This is a genomic window from Streptomyces sp. NPDC048353 (genome assembly GCF_055587165.1).
Window position 1 is genome coordinate 434,437 of the sequence record NZ_JBVJGU010000001.1, and the last position, 15,358, is coordinate 449,794.

General features: G+C 72.5%; 15 protein-coding genes. 11 read left to right on the plus strand and 4 right to left on the minus strand.

What is annotated here, in order from left to right:
• Positions 1 to 36 precede the first annotated feature (36 nt).
• Genes ACZ6RC_RS01830 through rfbB form a run of 3 tightly spaced genes read right to left on the minus strand, consistent with a single transcriptional unit; the run spans position 37 to position 3,172 of the window.
• Positions 37 to 1,305 carry a lipopolysaccharide biosynthesis protein gene (locus ACZ6RC_RS01830; protein WP_391142624.1) on the minus strand — a complete coding sequence of 423 codons (1,269 nt, stop codon included), beginning with the start codon at positions 1,303 to 1,305 and terminating at the stop codon, positions 37 to 39.
• On the minus strand, positions 1,302 to 2,186 hold the full coding sequence (rfbD, locus tag ACZ6RC_RS01835) for a dTDP-4-dehydrorhamnose reductase (protein WP_391142622.1): 885 nt from the start codon (positions 2,184 to 2,186) through the stop codon (positions 1,302 to 1,304). The genes ACZ6RC_RS01830 and rfbD overlap by 4 nt, the downstream gene beginning before the upstream one ends.
• Entirely contained in the window at positions 2,183 to 3,172 is a 990-nt protein-coding gene (gene rfbB, locus ACZ6RC_RS01840) for a dTDP-glucose 4,6-dehydratase (protein WP_391142620.1), read from the minus strand. The genes rfbD and rfbB overlap by 4 nt, the downstream gene beginning before the upstream one ends.
• A gap of 103 nt (positions 3,173 to 3,275) precedes the next feature.
• Between rfbB and rfbA the strand changes: the two genes are divergently transcribed.
• The 8 genes from rfbA (at position 3,276) to ACZ6RC_RS01880 (ending at position 11,164) form a co-directional block, all read left to right on the plus strand.
• Positions 3,276 to 4,145, plus strand: coding sequence for a glucose-1-phosphate thymidylyltransferase RfbA (gene rfbA, locus ACZ6RC_RS01845; protein ID WP_469578664.1), 870 nt, complete (start codon positions 3,276 to 3,278; stop codon positions 4,143 to 4,145).
• Positions 4,146 to 4,203: 58 nt separating this feature from the next.
• Positions 4,204 to 4,812 (plus strand): dTDP-4-dehydrorhamnose 3,5-epimerase, encoded by a 609-nt coding sequence (rfbC, locus tag ACZ6RC_RS01850; protein WP_391142614.1) that lies wholly within the window; start codon positions 4,204 to 4,206, stop codon positions 4,810 to 4,812.
• Positions 4,813 to 4,932: 120 nt separating this feature from the next.
• On the plus strand, positions 4,933 to 5,910 hold the full coding sequence (galE, locus tag ACZ6RC_RS01855) for a UDP-glucose 4-epimerase GalE (RefSeq protein ID WP_469578665.1): 978 nt from the start codon (positions 4,933 to 4,935) through the stop codon (positions 5,908 to 5,910).
• 176 nt (positions 5,911 to 6,086) lie between these two features.
• Positions 6,087 to 7,193, plus strand: a complete 1,107-nt coding sequence (gene proB, locus ACZ6RC_RS01860) for a glutamate 5-kinase (protein ID WP_391143330.1) — start codon at positions 6,087 to 6,089, stop codon at positions 7,191 to 7,193.
• Between the two features lie 161 nt (positions 7,194 to 7,354).
• Positions 7,355 to 7,852, plus strand: coding sequence for a hypothetical protein (locus ACZ6RC_RS01865; protein ID WP_391142609.1), 498 nt, complete (start codon positions 7,355 to 7,357; stop codon positions 7,850 to 7,852).
• 87 nt (positions 7,853 to 7,939) lie between these two features.
• A complete protein-coding gene (locus tag ACZ6RC_RS01870; RefSeq protein ID WP_469578667.1) occupies positions 7,940 to 9,223 on the plus strand; it encodes a glutamate-5-semialdehyde dehydrogenase in 1,284 nt (427 codons plus the stop codon).
• Between the two features lie 146 nt (positions 9,224 to 9,369).
• Entirely contained in the window at positions 9,370 to 9,960 is a 591-nt protein-coding gene (locus ACZ6RC_RS01875; protein ID WP_469578670.1) for an SCO2584 family spore wall biosynthesis protein, read from the plus strand.
• Between the two features lie 115 nt (positions 9,961 to 10,075).
• Positions 10,076 to 11,164 carry an SCO2583 family membrane protein gene (locus ACZ6RC_RS01880; protein WP_391142600.1) on the plus strand — a complete coding sequence of 363 codons (1,089 nt, stop codon included), beginning with the start codon at positions 10,076 to 10,078 and terminating at the stop codon, positions 11,162 to 11,164.
• A 123-nt stretch (positions 11,165 to 11,287) separates the two neighbouring features.
• Here ACZ6RC_RS01880 and ACZ6RC_RS01885 read toward each other — a convergent pair whose 3' ends face one another.
• Complete coding sequence (locus ACZ6RC_RS01885) at positions 11,288 to 12,418, minus strand: M48 family metallopeptidase (RefSeq protein WP_469578672.1); 1,131 nt, start codon at positions 12,416 to 12,418, stop codon at positions 11,288 to 11,290.
• Between the two features lie 203 nt (positions 12,419 to 12,621).
• On the opposite strand from ACZ6RC_RS01885, the gene ACZ6RC_RS01890 reads away from it, so the two are divergent.
• The 3 genes from ACZ6RC_RS01890 to ACZ6RC_RS01900 all read left to right on the plus strand — a co-directional run bounded on the left by ACZ6RC_RS01890 (position 12,622) and on the right by ACZ6RC_RS01900 (position 15,316).
• On the plus strand, positions 12,622 to 12,783 hold the full coding sequence (locus tag ACZ6RC_RS01890; RefSeq protein WP_391142595.1) for a hypothetical protein: 162 nt from the start codon (positions 12,622 to 12,624) through the stop codon (positions 12,781 to 12,783).
• Between the two features lie 90 nt (positions 12,784 to 12,873).
• The gene (gene nadD / locus ACZ6RC_RS01895) at positions 12,874 to 13,494 is read left to right on the plus strand and encodes a nicotinate-nucleotide adenylyltransferase (RefSeq protein ID WP_391142592.1); all 621 of its coding nucleotides are present in this window, start codon (positions 12,874 to 12,876) and stop codon (positions 13,492 to 13,494) included.
• Positions 13,495 to 13,513: 19 nt separating this feature from the next.
• Positions 13,514 to 15,316, plus strand: a complete 1,803-nt coding sequence (locus tag ACZ6RC_RS01900; protein WP_469578674.1) for an LCP family protein — start codon at positions 13,514 to 13,516, stop codon at positions 15,314 to 15,316.
• The last annotated feature ends 42 nt before the right edge of the window (positions 15,317 to 15,358 follow it).

The window sequence follows — 15,358 nt, forward strand, 5'->3', positions numbered from 1 at the left end:
CGATGGTTACGGAGAGTGAGGGAATGGTGATCATTCCTATGAGTGCACCGAACGGTAGCCTACACGAGAGCGAAGGGCGAGAATCATGCTGGTGACGACCGCGAGCGACCCCACGGCGTAGGCGATCTCGACCCTCGTGCGCAGCTCGAGCGGACTGAGAGTGACCGCCACCAGGAAGACCGTCCCCACGATCCACGCCACCAGCTGCTGCCGTGCGCCACCGCTCGTGAGCAGTGCCTGCCCCAGCACCATGGCCAGCATGTACAGCGTCGTCCCGAGCGAGAGCCACGCGAAGTCCAGCGGTCCGAGGACGTCCGGCGCCCCGAAGAGGACGGGCAGCATGAGGGGCCCGAGGGCCACCGCGCACACCCCCCCGGCCACGCCCAGACCCGCCGTGATCGACGCCGCCCGCAGGAGCAGCCGCCGGTAACCCTGCGTGTCCCCCTCGGCGGCCGCCGAGGAGAGCCCCGCCAACAGCGACACCTGGAAGGCGCCGAAGACGAAGAGCGGCACCCGGGCCAGCACCAGCGCCGAGAGCAGCGCCGTGACCAGCGCGTTGTCGTCCGTCGCGATCAGCTTCGTACTGATCACCGCGATGTTCACCAGGAGCTGGGCCAGCAGCGTCGAACCGACCAGCAGGCCCAGGTGCTCTATCAACTCGCGCCAGTGCGCCGCCGAGCCCGGCCGGGCCCCCTGGAACACCGGCCGCAGCGTGACCAGCACCGCCAGCAGCGGGGCGACCGTCAGCACCGCCGCGAAGGCGAAGGACGAGCGGACGCCCGCCAGCGCCAGCGCCAGCGACATCACGATCCGCAGCCCGCCGTCGAGGCCGAGCTGGACGCCGTACGCCCGGAACCGGCCGAGTCCGGCCAGCACACCACGGGTGACGTGCGCGAAGGCCAGCGCGGCGAAGGCACCGCCCAGGGCGTACACCAGGCCGATGTCACCGTGGAAGAAGAGGTCAGCGAGCCGCCGCCCGAAGAGCGACAGCGGCAGCAGCACCACCGCGAGCAGCCCGAAGGACAGCACCGCGCCCCGGCGCAGCACCGGCAGCGCTCCGTCGCCGGCCACCACCCGCGAGGCGACGACCCGGGTGATCTCCTGCTCGATCGGGAAGAACAGACCCAGGCCGATGGAGAAGACCACCGTCCACAGCACGGAGAAGCTCGCCATGTCGTCGACGGCGAGCGTGTGGCCCGCCGCCGCGAGATGGACGTAGCTGGCGATCCCGAGGACGGCGGTGCCCGCTCCGACGAAGGCCGTGCCCTGGGGCAGCGCCGTGGTGATGCGATCCAGCAGGCTCACACGCTCGGCCGTCCGCCGGAGGCCATGGCCCGCAGCGCCTCGGCGAGCTGGTCGCGCCAGTGCGGCTGCGCGGCGACGCCGGCCTCGGCCCACCGCTCGTGCGCGAGCACGCTGTACGAGGGGCGGCGCGCCGGCCGTACGAACTTCTCCGAGGTGGTCGGGTGCACCCGCTCCGGGTCCAGGCCGGACAGCTCGTAAGCCGCCCGCGCCAGGTCGAACCAGGTCGCCGTGTCCGTCGCCGTGCCGTGGTAGACGCCGGCCGGGGCCTTGCCCGCCACCGCCGCCTCGCCCAGGTCCCGCAGCTGACGGGCGAGCGCGCGGGTCCAGGTGGGCTGGCCGCGCTGGTCGTCGACGACGTCGACGGTCTCGCGGGTCTCGGCGAGCCCCAGCATCGTGGAGACGAAGTTGCGGCCGTGCGCGCCGTACAGCCACGCCGTGCGCACCACGTAGCCGCGCTCGGGGAGCAGCTCGGTGACCGCCCGCTCGCCCGCCAGCTTGCTCCGGCCGTAGGCGTTCACCGGCGCGGTCGGGGCGTCGTGCGGGTAGGGCCGGTCGGCGTCCCCGGGGAAGACGTAGTCCGTGGAGACCTGGAGCAGCGCCGCGCCCTGCTCGGCGCAGGCCCCGGCGAGCACGCGGACGCCCTCGCCGTTGATCCGGGTCGCCGCCGCCTCGTCGGCCTCGGCGCCGTCGACATCGGTCCAGGCGGCCGCGTTGACCACGACGTCGTGCCCGGCGACCGCCGCGCGGACCGCCTCCGGGTCGGTGATGTCCAGCTCCCGGCGGGTCAGCGCGGTGACGGTGGCCGCCCCGCTCTCCCGCAGGACCTCGGTGAGGTCGCGGCCGAGCATCCCGGCCGCGCCCGTGATCAGCCAGCGCGTCATGCGGACAGCGCCGCCTTCGCCTTGAGCGGCTCCCACCAGGAGCGGTTCTCGCGGTACCAGGCGACGGTGTCGGCCAGGCCCTGCTCGAAGGTGACGAGCGGGGAGTAGCCCAGCTCCTCGTGGATCTTGGCGATCGAGAGGGAGTAGCGCAGGTCGTGGCCCTTGCGGTCCTCGACGTGCTCGACCATGTCCCAGCCGGCGCCGCAGGCGTCGAGGAGCATGCCGGTCAGCTCCTTGTTGGTCACCTCGGTGCCGCCGCCGATGTGGTACACCTCACCCGCCCGGCCGCCGCGCAGCACCATCTCGATGCCCCGGCAGTGGTCGGACACGTGCAGCCAGTCGCGGATGTTCAGGCCCTCGCCGTAGAGCGGGACCTTCTTCCCGTCCAGCAGGTTCGTGGTGAACAGCGGGATCATCTTCTCGGGGAAGTGGTACTGCCCGTAGTTGTTGGAGCAGCGCGTGACGACGACGTCCATGCCGTGCGTGCGGTGGTACGAGAGCGCCAGCAGGTCCGAGCCGGCCTTGGAGGCGGAGTACGGGGAGTTCGGCGCGAGCGGCCAGTCCTCCGTCCACGAGCCCTCGGCGATGGAGCCGTAGACCTCGTCGGTGGAGACGTGCACGAAACGCCCGACGCCGTGACGCTTGGCGGCGTCCAGGAGCACCTGCGTACCCAGCACGTTCGTGGTGACGAACGGCGAGGAGTCCATGATCGAGCGGTCCACGTGGGACTCGGCGGCGAAGTGCACGACGGCGTCCTGGCCGCGCATCACGTCGTCGACGACTCCGGGGTCGCGGATGTCGCCGTGGACGAAGGTGTAACCCGCCTTGTCGGCCACCGGCGCGAGGTTCGCCTCGTTGCCCGAATAGGTCAGGTTGTCCAGGACCGTGACATGGGCGTTTTCGCCCGAGGGCAGTTCTCCGAGAAGGAGTGCCCGCACGAATTGAGAACCGATGAAGCCGGCGCCGCCGGTGACGAGAATCTTCATAAGGGGCGCCATTCTATGGTCTCCCCGTTGCCCGCCGTTCAGTGGCGGGTGTCACCGGTGCGGTGGCGGCGGGGACCCCGGGGCTGTCGTAGGCTGCGGGACCATGCGTGGAATTTTGCTTGCCGGTGGTACCGGCTCCCGGCTCTGGCCGATCACCCGAGCCGTGTCGAAGCAGCTGATGCCGGTCTTCGACAAGCCGATGATCTACTACCCGCTGTCGACCCTCGTGATGGCCGGCCTGCGGGACATCCTGGTCATCACCGGCCCGGAGGAGCGCCCGCAGTTCGAGCGGCTGCTCGGCGACGGCTCGGACTGGGGTCTGAACATCGAGTTCGCCACGCAGGACCGTCCCGCCGGCATCGCCGAGGCGTTCGTCATCGGCGAGGAGTTCGTCGGCGACGAGCCCGTCGCGCTCATCCTCGGCGACAACATCTTCCACGGCGTCGGCCTCGGCCGGCAGCTGGCCGACTTCCAGCGTCCCGAGGGCGGTGTGGTCTTCGCCCACGCCGTCTCCGACCCGACGGCGTACGGCGTGGTCGACTTCGACGAGCAGGGCCGCGCCCGCTCCATCGAGGAGAAGCCCGCCCAGCCCAAGTCCCGCTACGCCGTCCCCGGCCTCTACTTCTACGACAGCCGTGTCGTCGAGGTCGCCAAGGGCCTCGAGCCGAGCGCCCGCGGCGAGCTGGAGATCACGGACGTCAACAAGTACTACCTCGACCGCGGGGAGCTCCAGGTCTCCGTCCTCGACCGGGGCACCGTCTGGCTCGACACCGGAACCTTCCAGTCCCTCGTCCAGGCCTCCGAGTTCGTGCGCGTCGTCGAGGAGCGCCAGGGCCTGAAGATCGGCTGCCTCGAAGAGGCCGCCTGGCGGGCCGGGTTCATCGACGACGACCAGCTGCGCGCCCTCGCGGAGCCGCTGACCAAGAGCGGTTACGGCGACTATCTCCTGAACCTGCTGACGTACGGGGCATAACCGCTCCGTATTCGAGGCGTCACCGCACGGATATCGCACCGATATAAGGACTTCCGTAATGAAGGTCAATCCCCTTGGCATCGAGGGTGCCTGGGAATTCGTCCCGCAGCAGCACGGGGACGCCCGCGGTCTCTTCCTGGAGTGGTACAAGGCGGACCGGCTCGCCGAGGCCGTGGGTCACCCGCTCGGACTGAAGCAGGCCAACATGTCGGTCTCGGCCGCCGGGGTCCTGCGCGGTATCCACTTCGCCGACGTCCCGCCCGGCCAGGCCAAGTACGTGACCTGCGTGCGCGGCGCCGTGCTCGACGTGATCGTCGACGTGCGGGTCGGCTCGCCGACCTTCGGCCAGTGGGAGGGCGTGCGCCTCGACGACCAGGAGCGCAACGCCGTCTACCTCTCCGAGGGCCTGGGCCACGGCTTCTGCGCCCTCACCGACGACGCGACCGTCGCCTACCTCTGCTCCGAGGGGTACGCCCCCGAGCGCGAGCGGACCGTCTACCCCCTCGACCCGGCGATCGGCATCGAGTGGCCGGTGACCGGCGAGCCCGAGCTGTCCGCCAAGGACGCGCAGGGTCCCACGCTCGCCGAGGCGCGCGAGGCCGGCATCCTGCCGGTCTACGAGGAGTGCCTGGCGTTCCGCCGCTCCCTCGGCACCACGGGCGCCTGAACCCGGCATCGGCACCGGTGCTCGCGCCGGTGTGCGACTGATCGGACGCGTGTACGACGACGGCCCGGAGGCCCCCGCAAGGGGCCCCCGGGCCGTTCGCGTCCGGGTTAGGCTGCCCGGATGACCTGGCTCATCACCGGCGGCGCCGGTTACATCGGTTCCCATGTCATCGCCTCCATGCGGGAGGCGGGCGAGCGGGTCGTCGTCGTGGACGACCTCAGCGGCGGGGACCCCGCCCGGGTCCCCGAGGACGTCCCGCTGGAGCGGGGCACCGTCCTCGACCGCCCCTTCCTCGACCGCGTCCTGCGCGAGCACGCCGTCCACGGCATCGTCCACCTCGCCGCGAAGAAGGCCGTCGGCGAATCCGTCGAGCGTCCCCTCTTCTACTACCACGAGAACGTGACGGGCCTTCAGGTCCTGTTGGCGGCCGCCGCCGACGCCGGCGTCCGCTCCTTCGTCTTCTCCTCCTCGGCCTCCGTCTACGGCACCCCCGAGGTCGACCTCGTCACCGAGGAGACGCCGTGCCGCCCGCTGAGCCCGTACGGCGAGACCAAGCTCGCCGGCGAGTGGCTGGTCCGCGCCACCGGCCGCGCCCACGGCATGTCCACCGCCTGCCTGCGCTACTTCAACGTCGCCGGCGCCGCCGCGCCCGCCCTCGCCGACACCGGCGTCTTCAACCTCGTACCGATGGTCTTCGAGCGGCTCGCCGCCGGACTGCCGCCCCGGATCTTCGGCGACGACTACGCGACGCCCGACGGCACCTGCGTCCGGGACTACATCCACGTCGCCGACATCGCCGACGCCCACCTCGCCGTGGCCCGCCGGCTCGACGAGCGCGCCCGGGCCGGCTCCGGCGGCGACCTCACCCTCAACATCGGCAGCGGCGAGGGCGTCTCGGTCCGCGAGATGATCGACCTCATCGGCGAGGTCACCGGCCTCGACGCGACACCCGAGATCGTCGACCGCCGCCCCGGCGACCCTGCCAAGGTCGTCGCCTCGGCCGAGCGGATCGCCGCGGAGCTGGGCTGGAAGGCCCGCCACGACGTCCGCTCCATGATCGCCTCCGCCTGGGAGAGCCGCGTCCACCCAGCGGAATAGCGGGGCGGGCGCCGACACCGCTCGCGTAGATTGCCTGGCAGCCGCGGCAGCACGCGTGCGGCGCGAACGGCGTACGGCGACGCGGTGACGCGCCGAGGCGGTGCGCGGCGGCCTCCGCGCGGCGCCGTGCGGAAAGACGAGTGAGGACGACGCAGGTGACAGTGGCAAGGCAGTTCGTGACGGAAGCCCGCAGGGTCGTCGTCAAGGTCGGTTCGTCCTCGCTGACCACCGCCTCGGGCGGCCTCGACGCCGACCGGGTCGACGCCCTCGTGGACGTCCTCGCCAAGGTCCGCGGCGGCGGCGAGAAGGAGGTCGTCCTCGTCTCCTCCGGCGCCATCGCCGCCGGCCTCGCCCCGCTCGGCCTCACCCGCCGACCCAAGGACCTCGCCCGGCAGCAGGCCGCCGCCAGCGTCGGCCAGGGCCTCCTCGTCGCCCGCTACACCGCCTCCTTCGCCCGCTACGGCGTCCGCGTCGGCCAGGTGCTCCTCACCACCGACGACACCAGCCGCCGCGCCCACTACCGCAACGCCTACAGCACCCTGGACCAGCTCCTCGCCATGGGCGCCCTGCCGGTCGTCAACGAGAACGACACCGTCGCCACGGACGAGATCCGCTTCGGCGACAACGACCGGCTCGCCGCCCTCGTCGCCCACCTCGTCCGCGCCGACCTGCTGGTGCTGCTCTCCGACGTCGACGGGCTCTACGACGGCGACCCCGCCAAGCCCGGCACCTCCCGGATCGCCGAGGTCACCGGCCCGGCGGACATCGCCCACGTCGAGATCGGCTCGGCCGGCAAGGCGGGCGTCGGCACCGGCGGCATGGTCACCAAGGTCGAGGCGGCCCGGATCGCGGCCGCCGCCGGCATCCCCGTCGTCCTCACCTCCGCCAGCCGCGCCGCCGACGCCCTCGGCGGCCGTGACACCGGTACGTACTTCCACCGCACCGGCCGCCGCTCCGCCGACCGGCTGCTCTGGCTCGCCCACGCCTCCACCCCGCAGGGGTCCCTGACCCTCGACGACGGCGCCGTACGGGCCGTCGTCGAGGGCAAGAAATCGCTGCTGGCCGCCGGAGTCGCCGCCGTCGAGGGGGAGTTCACGGCCGGCGACCCGGTCGAGCTGCGGGACACCGCCGGCCGGCCCGTCGCCCGCGGCCTGGTCAACTTCGACGCCAAGGAGATGCCCCGCATGCTGGGCCGCTCCACCCGCGAACTCGCCAAGGAGCTGGGACCGGAGTACGAACGGGAGGTCGTCCACCGCGACGACCTCGTCGTGGTCCGCCCCTGACGCAGTCGTGGGGATCCCGCGAGGAAACGGCCGAAAGTCCGGTCATCCCGTGGAGACCTTCACCAAAACCGCCCCACGTACCGCCCCGGGCTGGTCAACTTTGTCTCGGGGGCAAGACAAGGCGGGGTACAGCACCACACGCATCAAACAGGAGGCCGCCGGTGAGACGAGCGCGCCCAGGGGCAGTGCCCCGGGGGACGGCCGAACGCGCCCTGACGAGTGTCGAGGCCGGAGCCGACTTCGACGTGGAGGAGAACGGGACCGAGGTCCGGGGACCGGAGCAGACGACCCGCGAGACACGCGGCGAGGAGCGGGAGGTGTCCAAGCTCTGGCACATCACGCTCAGCGTCTCGGGCGCGCGGGCGCCGCTGAAGGAGGTCCGCCGGGGCCTGGAACAGCTGGCCCACGACCACCCCTTCCTGCTGACCAGCCGCTACGCCGACGACCACGCGGAGATCCGCTACTGGGAAGAGGCCCGTGACCTGCACGACGCGGCGGCCGTCGCGCTGCGGCTGTGGGGCGAACACCGGCAGAGTGCCAAGCTGCCGCCCTGGGAGATCGTCGGCCTGGAGGTCATCGACCGGGAGACCTACCACCAGCGGATCGCCGAGGGCTACGGCCCGCCGCCGGCCGCCCCGGTGGGCGTACACCCCTACTGACGCGGGTTTCGAGACAGGCGTCTCGGAGTACGGGACGAGGTCGGGAATCGTGAGGGATGTCCGCAGAGGTGCCAGTACCCTGCGGGCATGACCTCGCTCACGCCCCTCGACAATCTGTCCCCGGTCGCCCAGGCCGCCTACCGCGCCCGCTCCGCCGCCGCCGAAATCGCGCCACTTCCGCGCGCGGCGAAGGACGACGCCCTGCTGGCGATCGCGGACGCGCTCGAGGTCCGTACGGCCGAGATCGTCGAGGCCAACGCCGAGGACGTCACCCGCGCCCGCGAGGCCGGCACCAGCGAGTCCGTCATCGACCGGCTCACCCTCACCCCCGACCGCGTCCGGGCCATCGCCGCCGACGTCCGTGACGTGGCCGCCCTGCCCGACCCGGTCGGCGAGGTCGTGCGCGGCTCGACCCTGCCCAACGGCATCGACCTGCGCCAGGTCCGCGTCCCCCTCGGGGTCGTCGGCATCATCTACGAAGCCCGCCCCAACGTCACCGTCGACGCGGCCGCCCTCTGCCTGAAGTCCGGCAACGCCGTCCTGCTGCGCGGCTCGTCCTCGGCGTACTCCTCCAACACCGCCCTGGTGCGGGTCCTGCGCGACGCCGTCGGAGGAGCCGGACTGCCCGCCGACGCGATCCAGCTGGTGCCCGGCGAGTCCCGAGAGTCGGTACGGGAGCTGATGCGGGCCCGCGGCCTGGTCGACGTCCTGATCCCGCGCGGCGGCGCCTCCCTCATCCGCACGGTCGTCGAGGAGTCCACCGTCCCGGTCATCGAGACCGGCACCGGCAACTGCCACGTCTACGTCGACGCGCAGGCCGACCTCGACATGGCCGTCTCCATCCTGGTCAACTCCAAGGCGCAGCGGGTCAGCGTCTGCAACGCCGCCGAGACCCTCCTCGTCCACCGGGACATCGCCGAGGCCTTCCTGCCGCGCGCGCTCTCCGCGCTCGCCGAGGCCGGGGTCACCGTCCACGCCGACGAGCGGGTCCTCGCCCACGCCGAGGGCTCCAAGGCGACCGTCGTCCCGGCGACCACCGAGGACTGGGAGACCGAGTACCTCTCGTACGACATCGCCGCCGCCGTCGTCGACTCGCTGGACGCGGCCGTCGCCCACATCCGGCTGTGGTCCTCCGGTCACACCGAGGCGATCGTCACCACCTCGCAGGCCGCGGCCCGCCGCTTCACCCAGCTGGTCGACTCCACCACCGTCACCGTCAACGCCTCCACCCGTTTCACCGACGGTGGTCAGTTCGGATTCGGCGCGGAGATCGGGATCTCGACGCAGAAGCTGCACGCCCGGGGCCCGATGGGCCTGCCGGAGCTGACCTCCACGAAGTACATCGTCACCGGCGACGGTCACACGCGGTAACGCCGTTTTCCCTCGTCCGGTCCAGCGTCCGCGCCGCTCCCGCGGCGCCGGACGGGGGACGGCCGGGGCCCCGGGTGAGCCGGACGGGCGGGCACACTTCGCATTCTCCCTGCCCAAAGCGACCTCCCGGGTCTACTCTGACAAACGTGCCGGACGACGTGGGGGGCAAGCCGTTCCCGGACGGCTGGGAGCCTGACGACGACCGCGGGGGCGCGGACGAGGACTACGCCACCGTGGTCTTCGACGAGGACTTCGTCCGGGCCGCCCGGGTCCACGAACCGACCGCCGTGGAGCGGCTGCTCGCGGCCGCCCAGGCGCGCGCCGAGGCCGAGGCCGCCCGGGCCAGGGCCGGCGGGCCCCCGGACGACCCGCACGGCGACGACCACCACCCCGACGGCCCCTACGGCGGGCGTCACGCCGACGGCTGGGGCCTCGACCCACACGACGGACTCGACCCGTACGGCCCCCACGGCGGCGCCCTGCGCCCCTACCGCGGCAGCGCCCGCTGGCACCGCCCGGTCGCCTGGGTGCTCGCCCTCGTGATGGGCGTCGGGATGGTCGCCCTCGCCTTCACCGCCGTCTACCGCGGCGCCTCGGCCAACCGGCAGGACCAGGTCCCGGCTCCCGCCACGACCGGCATCGACAAGCCGCGCGCGGTGCCGCCCGCCGTCACGGCCCCCTCCGCGTCCGCCGCGTACTCCCCGCCTCCCGTACCGGCCACCACCCCCGCGGGCTGAGGCGCGGGCCGGATCCGAGCCCGGCCGAGGCACGCGAGAACCGGCGCCGGGAGGTTTGGCCACCCGGGGATCGGCTCGGCGTTTACCGAAGCCCCGTCGGACCTACTCTGAAGGTATGGCAGGGCATGGCGACCCGCCTGAGGGGCCGGTACCCGACCCCGGCGGTGGTGAGGACGAGTACCGATCCGTCGTCTTCGACGAGTCGTTCATCCGGGCTGCCCGCCTCCAGGAGTACTCCGCCGAGGAGCGCATGGGCGAGCACGCCCTGGCGGTGCGCAGCCGCCCCGGCCGGCAGCCCAGGAGCGGCTCCCGCCAGGCCGTCCTGCTGGTGCTGCTGATCCTCCTGGCCTTCGGGACCGCCATCTACCTCGGCGTCCGCAACCCCTACATGCCTCCAGCCGACCAGCGGGCGGAACCCCTGCGGATCACCGTCGTGCCCCTGGCACCCGAGGGCGCGGTGCCCGGCGGCACGCCGGGCCGGCTCCTCGCCCGCAGCCCGGCCGCCCCGCACCGCACCGGCGCGGGCGGCATCACCTTCCCGGCGACCGGGCGCACCAGCCACTTCTCGGAGAGCCAGGTGGTGGCCGCCCTGAGCATCGCCAAGGACTACCTCGTGGCCTCCTCGATGGACCCGGACGTGCTCGGCGGGGTGACCGTGCGGCCCGTGCGCCTGCTCCTGGACCCGGACCAGCTGGCGCAGTTCGACGAGAGCGTGGAGGCCTCCCGGGACGACGGGCGGCACGCGGTCGCGGGCTGGCTGGTGCGCTTCGACCCGGCGGAGGTGGCCCTGGCCGACCCGAGCACCCGGGTCGAGGGCACCCTCCGCTTCGCGGAGACAAACACGGACGTCCTGGAGGTGACCGCGGACCACACCTTCACCTACGCCCTGCGGCCCGCGGCCTCCGGGGCCGGGCCGACGGCCCCCGCCTCGCTCTTCACGGTCCACCGCGAGCTGCGGCTGCGCTTCGACCGCGAGGACCTGCGCATGCACCGCGCCGAGCTGCTGACCAGCGTCGTGCAGGCCGGCCCGCAGGCGTGCGCAGGCACCGACGCGGACGGGTCCCTGCGGCCCCTGCTCGCGGGCGAGCGGGCCCCCGACTCCGGCGGCCCCGCGGTCACCGATCCGTACGCCACGGGCCGGCCCGCCGTCTCGTCGCTGTGCGGCGCCCTGGACCCGAAGGCCCAGCCCGCACTCGAGCCCTGAGGGCCGAGCCCGGGGCCCTGAGCCGTGGCGCCCTGCGACCAGGGGCCAGCCGTGGACCCTGGACCCAGGGGCCTGAGCCCCGGGGCCCTGAGCCCCGGGCCGGAGCCCGGGGCCGATGGCGGCTCAGCCCGCGCTCGGGGCCGCCTTTCCGGAGCCGTCCTCCCCGCCCGTACCGCCGGCGCCCGTGCCGTCGGCGCCGTCGCCCCGGGCGGCGCCGCCGCCGAAGCGGCTGCGGAACTTTCCGCCCAGGTCGCCCGCGAGGTCGCCCGCGCCGCCCGCGATGTCCCCGACCAGCTTCATCAGCGGGTCCTTGCTGGTGCGCACCGAGTCGGCGTAGTGCCCGGCCGACTCACGGAAGGAGTCGGTCACCGAGGTGTCCTTGTCCTCATCGCGCCGGGCGTAGTGCCCGTCCATGATCCGCTGGTGGTCGCGGGACTCCGACCACTTCTTCAGCTCGGCCGCGCGGACCGTGGTGAAGGGGTGCGAACGCGGCAGGACGTTCAGGATCTTCAGCACGGAGTCGCGCAGGTCACCGCCCTTTTCGTACTCGTCCGCCTGGGCGAGGAACGCGTCCACGTTCATCTCGTGCAGGTGGTTGCCGCCGGCGATCTTCATCAGTCCGCGCATCGAGGCCTGGAGGTCCTGGCCCACGAGCAGCCCCGCCCGGTCGGCCGACAGCTCCGACTTACGGAACCACTCCTTCAGCGCGGTCACGATCGCCGTGATCGCGATGTTCCCCAGCGGGATCCAGGCCACCTTCAGCGCCAGGCCGGTGAGGAAGAGCAGGATCGTGCGGTACACCGAGTGCCCGGAGAGGGCGTGGCCCACCTCGTGGCCCACGACGGCCCGCATCTCCTCCTCGTCGAGCAGCTCCACGAGGCCGGTGGTGACCACGATGATCGGCTCGTCCAGGCCGACGCACATCGCGTTCGGCCGCGGGTCCTGGGTGACGTACATCGGCGGGACCTTCTCCAGGTCCAGGATGTAACAGGCGTCCCTGAGCATGTCGTTCAGGTGCGTGAACTGGGCGTCGCTCACCCGCACGGAGTCGGAGAGGAAGAGCAGTCGCAGGCTGCGCTCCGGCAGCAGTCCGCTGAGCGCCTTGAAGACCGTGTCGAAGCCGGTCAGCCGGCGCAGGGCGACCAGCGCCGAGCGGTCCGCCGGATGCTCGTAGGCGCGTGAGGAGATGCCGGGGAAGCGCCTGCGCTGCCTGCTCGGCACGCTTCCGGCACGGTTGTCGGAGTTCTCTGTCATGGATGCCCCCTGTTCGTACGAGACCTTGCTCGTCCCCCGGACGGAGCCCAGCCTAGGGGGTGACGCGCGCCACCCGGGCCTGTGGATTCCGAGGCCGACGACAACAGCGCCAACGACTGAGTCGGCGTGAGCGTGCCCGGACCGCCCGCATACGATGTGGGCGAAGTCTCGCTCCCATCCCCGATCGATAGGTCCTGCCGAAGATGAGCCTCCACAGCACCGCCGCCAACCTGGTCACGCTCGCCGAGGGCGCCGAGCATGGCGGCAACCACGAAAGCCTCAGCCCCTACCTCACCGGTTTCGGCGCGTTCGGCGCGCTGATGCTGCTGCTGTGGATCACCACCCGGTTCAACCGCGACCGCTGAGCCGGACCGCCGAGCCGCGACCGACGAGCGGGGCCGGGGAACCGGACCGCGGATCGGGCCTTCGTCGCCGTGCCAGTAGGCTCTGCACGCATGGGAGAGCAGGAAGTGCCTACTGGCAGTCGCGGCAAGCGCCGACTCGGCGTGATGGGCGGGACGTTCGACCCGATCCACCACGGACACCTGGTGGCCGCCAGCGAGGTGGCCGCTCTGTTCCACCTCGACGAGGTGGTGTTCGTACCGACCGGGCAGCCGTGGCAGAAGAGCCACAAGGCCGTCTCGGCGGCCGAGGACCGCTATCTGATGACGGTCATCGCCACCGCGTCGAACCCACAGTTCTCGGTCAGCCGGATCGACATCGACCGCGGCGGGCCGACGTACACCATCGACACCCTGCGGGACCTGCGCTCCCTCAACAGCGACGCGGACCTCTTCTTCATCACCGGGGCCGACGCGCTGTCGCAGATCCTCACCTGGCGTGACGCCGAGGAACTGTTCTCGCTCTCGCACTTCATCGGCGTCACCCGCCCGGGCCACGACCTCACGGACGACGGCCTGCCCAAGGGCGGGGTCTCGCTGGTCGAGATCCCCGCGCTCGCGATCTCCTCCACCGACTGCCGGGCGAGAGTCGCGCAGGGCGACCCGGTCTGGTACCTCGTGCCGGACGGTGTCGTGCGCTATATCGACAAGCGCCAGCTGTACCGCGGCGAGTGAGCCTCGGAGAGGGGCACCGGTGAACGATCAGCAGCATCCGTACGACCCGTACCAGCCGCAGCCGCAGATCGTCGGCTACGACGAGTACGGACAGCCGGTGTACCAGCAGGTCCCGCCGCAGGCCGAGCAGTCGTACGACCCCTACGCCCAGCAGGGCTACGCCCAGGACCAGCAGCACCACGGCCAGCAGCAGTACGGCCAGGACCAGCAGCAGTACGGCGGGGAGCAGCAGGGCTACGGCTACGACGCCTACGGGCAGCCGGTGGCCCAACCGTACGACCCGTACGCCCGCCAGGAGCAGCCGCAGCGGTACCAGGAGCAGCAGCCGGACTACGGCTACCCGCAGGCCGAGCCGCCGGCCGGCCCGCAGGCGTACGACACCGGCGGGCAGCCGCACGTCCCGCACCCGCAGGCCGGGCAGCAGACCGGGCAGCAGTGGGCCGTACGGGCCGAGCAGCCCGGCCCCGCCCCGGTGGCCGCCCCCGCCGGAGTCCCCGGGCAGCGCCCGGCGCCCGCCGACGACCGGGTCCCCGCCGACCGCGACGGCGACGAGCGCGAATACCGCACCGAGCAGTTCTCGTTCATCGAGGAGCCCGACGAGGACTCCGAAGACGTCATCGACTGGCTGAAATTCACCGAGAGCCGCTCGGAGCGTCGCGAGGAGGCCCGCCGCCGCGGCCGCAACCGGATCGTCGCCCTCGTCGTGGTCCTCGTCCTCGCCGCCGTCGGCGGCGTCGGCTACCTCTGGTCCGCGGGCAGGCTCCCCGGCGCCTCCGGCGACGAGCAGCCGCGGAACGACGCCACCGGCCCGCAGAAGCGCGACGTGATCGTCGTCCACCTCCACGACACCAAGGGCGGCGGCACCTCCACCGCCCTGCTCGTGGACAACACCACGACCAAGCAGGGCACCACCGTCCTGCTGCCCAACGCCCTCTCGGTCGCCGACGACGAAGGCGCCACCACCACGCTCGGCAAGTCCGTCGAGGACGACGGCTCCAGCGGCACCCGCGAGGCGATCGGCAACCTCCTCGGCGCCCGGATCACCGGCACCTGGCGGCTCGACACGCCGTACCTGGAGAACCTGGTCGAGCTGGTCAGCAACATCGAGGTCACCACCGACGCGGAGGTGCCCGGCGCGAAGAAGGGCGACCCGCCGCTCGTCGCCAAGGGCGAGAACCAGACACTCAACGGCCGCGCCGCCGTCGCCTACGCCACCCACCGCGCGCCCGGCGAGGCCGAGGCCAAGCAGCTCCAGCGCTTCGGGCAGGTCCTGTACGGGGTGCTGCGGAAGATCTCCGACGACCCGAAGGCCGCCACCGTCACCGTCGAGACGCTCGCCCAGATCCTCGACCCCTCGCTGCCCGAGAAGGACCTCGGCGCCTCGCTCGCCAAGCTGGCCGAGCACGCCAAGGTCGGCGACCACAAGACGGCCCTGCTCCCGGTGGAGCAGGACGGCTCGCTCGGCGAGAGCGCCGCCGACAGCGTCGTCAAGGACATCCTCGGAGGAAAGGTCAGCGCCCCCGAGCAGGGCGCGGCGGCCCGCGTCGCGCTGCGCAACGGCACCGGCGAGGACGCCGCCACCGAGGCCGCCCGGATCGTCCTGATCAACGGAGGCTTCACCTACGCGGGCGGCTCCGGCACCGGAACCGAGGCGAAGTCGCAGGTCCTCTACGCGGACGACGCCCGAAAGGCGACCGCGGTCGAGGTCGCCAAGACCCTCGGCCTGCCGACCGGCGCGGTGAAGAAGGGCAAGACCGCCGGAAACGCCGAGGTCACCGTGGTGCTGGGAGAGGACTACAAGATCCCCGGCGCCGGCGACTGAGCCCGCGGGCGGCCTTCGCGGGCCGCCCGCGGGACGCCCGGC

Coding starts and splice junctions, on each gene's coding strand:
- rfbD (WP_391142622.1), bottom strand. CDS start 2,186: ATGACGCGCTGGCTGATCACGGGCGCGGCCGGGATGCTCGGCCGCGAC.
- ACZ6RC_RS01885 (WP_469578672.1), bottom strand. CDS start 12,418: ATGACAGAGAACTCCGACAACCGTGCCGGAAGCGTGCCGAGCAGGCAG.
- rfbC (WP_391142614.1), top strand. CDS start 4,204: ATGAAGGTCAATCCCCTTGGCATCGAGGGTGCCTGGGAATTCGTCCCG.
- ACZ6RC_RS01890 (WP_391142595.1), top strand. CDS start 12,622: ATGAGCCTCCACAGCACCGCCGCCAACCTGGTCACGCTCGCCGAGGGC.
- galE (WP_469578665.1), top strand. CDS start 4,933: ATGACCTGGCTCATCACCGGCGGCGCCGGTTACATCGGTTCCCATGTC.
- rfbA (WP_469578664.1), top strand. CDS start 3,276: ATGCGTGGAATTTTGCTTGCCGGTGGTACCGGCTCCCGGCTCTGGCCG.
- rfbB (WP_391142620.1), bottom strand. CDS start 3,172: ATGAAGATTCTCGTCACCGGCGGCGCCGGCTTCATCGGTTCTCAATTC.
- ACZ6RC_RS01880 (WP_391142600.1), top strand. CDS start 10,076: ATGGCAGGGCATGGCGACCCGCCTGAGGGGCCGGTACCCGACCCCGGC.
- nadD (WP_391142592.1), top strand. CDS start 12,874: ATGGGAGAGCAGGAAGTGCCTACTGGCAGTCGCGGCAAGCGCCGACTC.
- ACZ6RC_RS01870 (WP_469578667.1), top strand. CDS start 7,940: ATGACCTCGCTCACGCCCCTCGACAATCTGTCCCCGGTCGCCCAGGCC.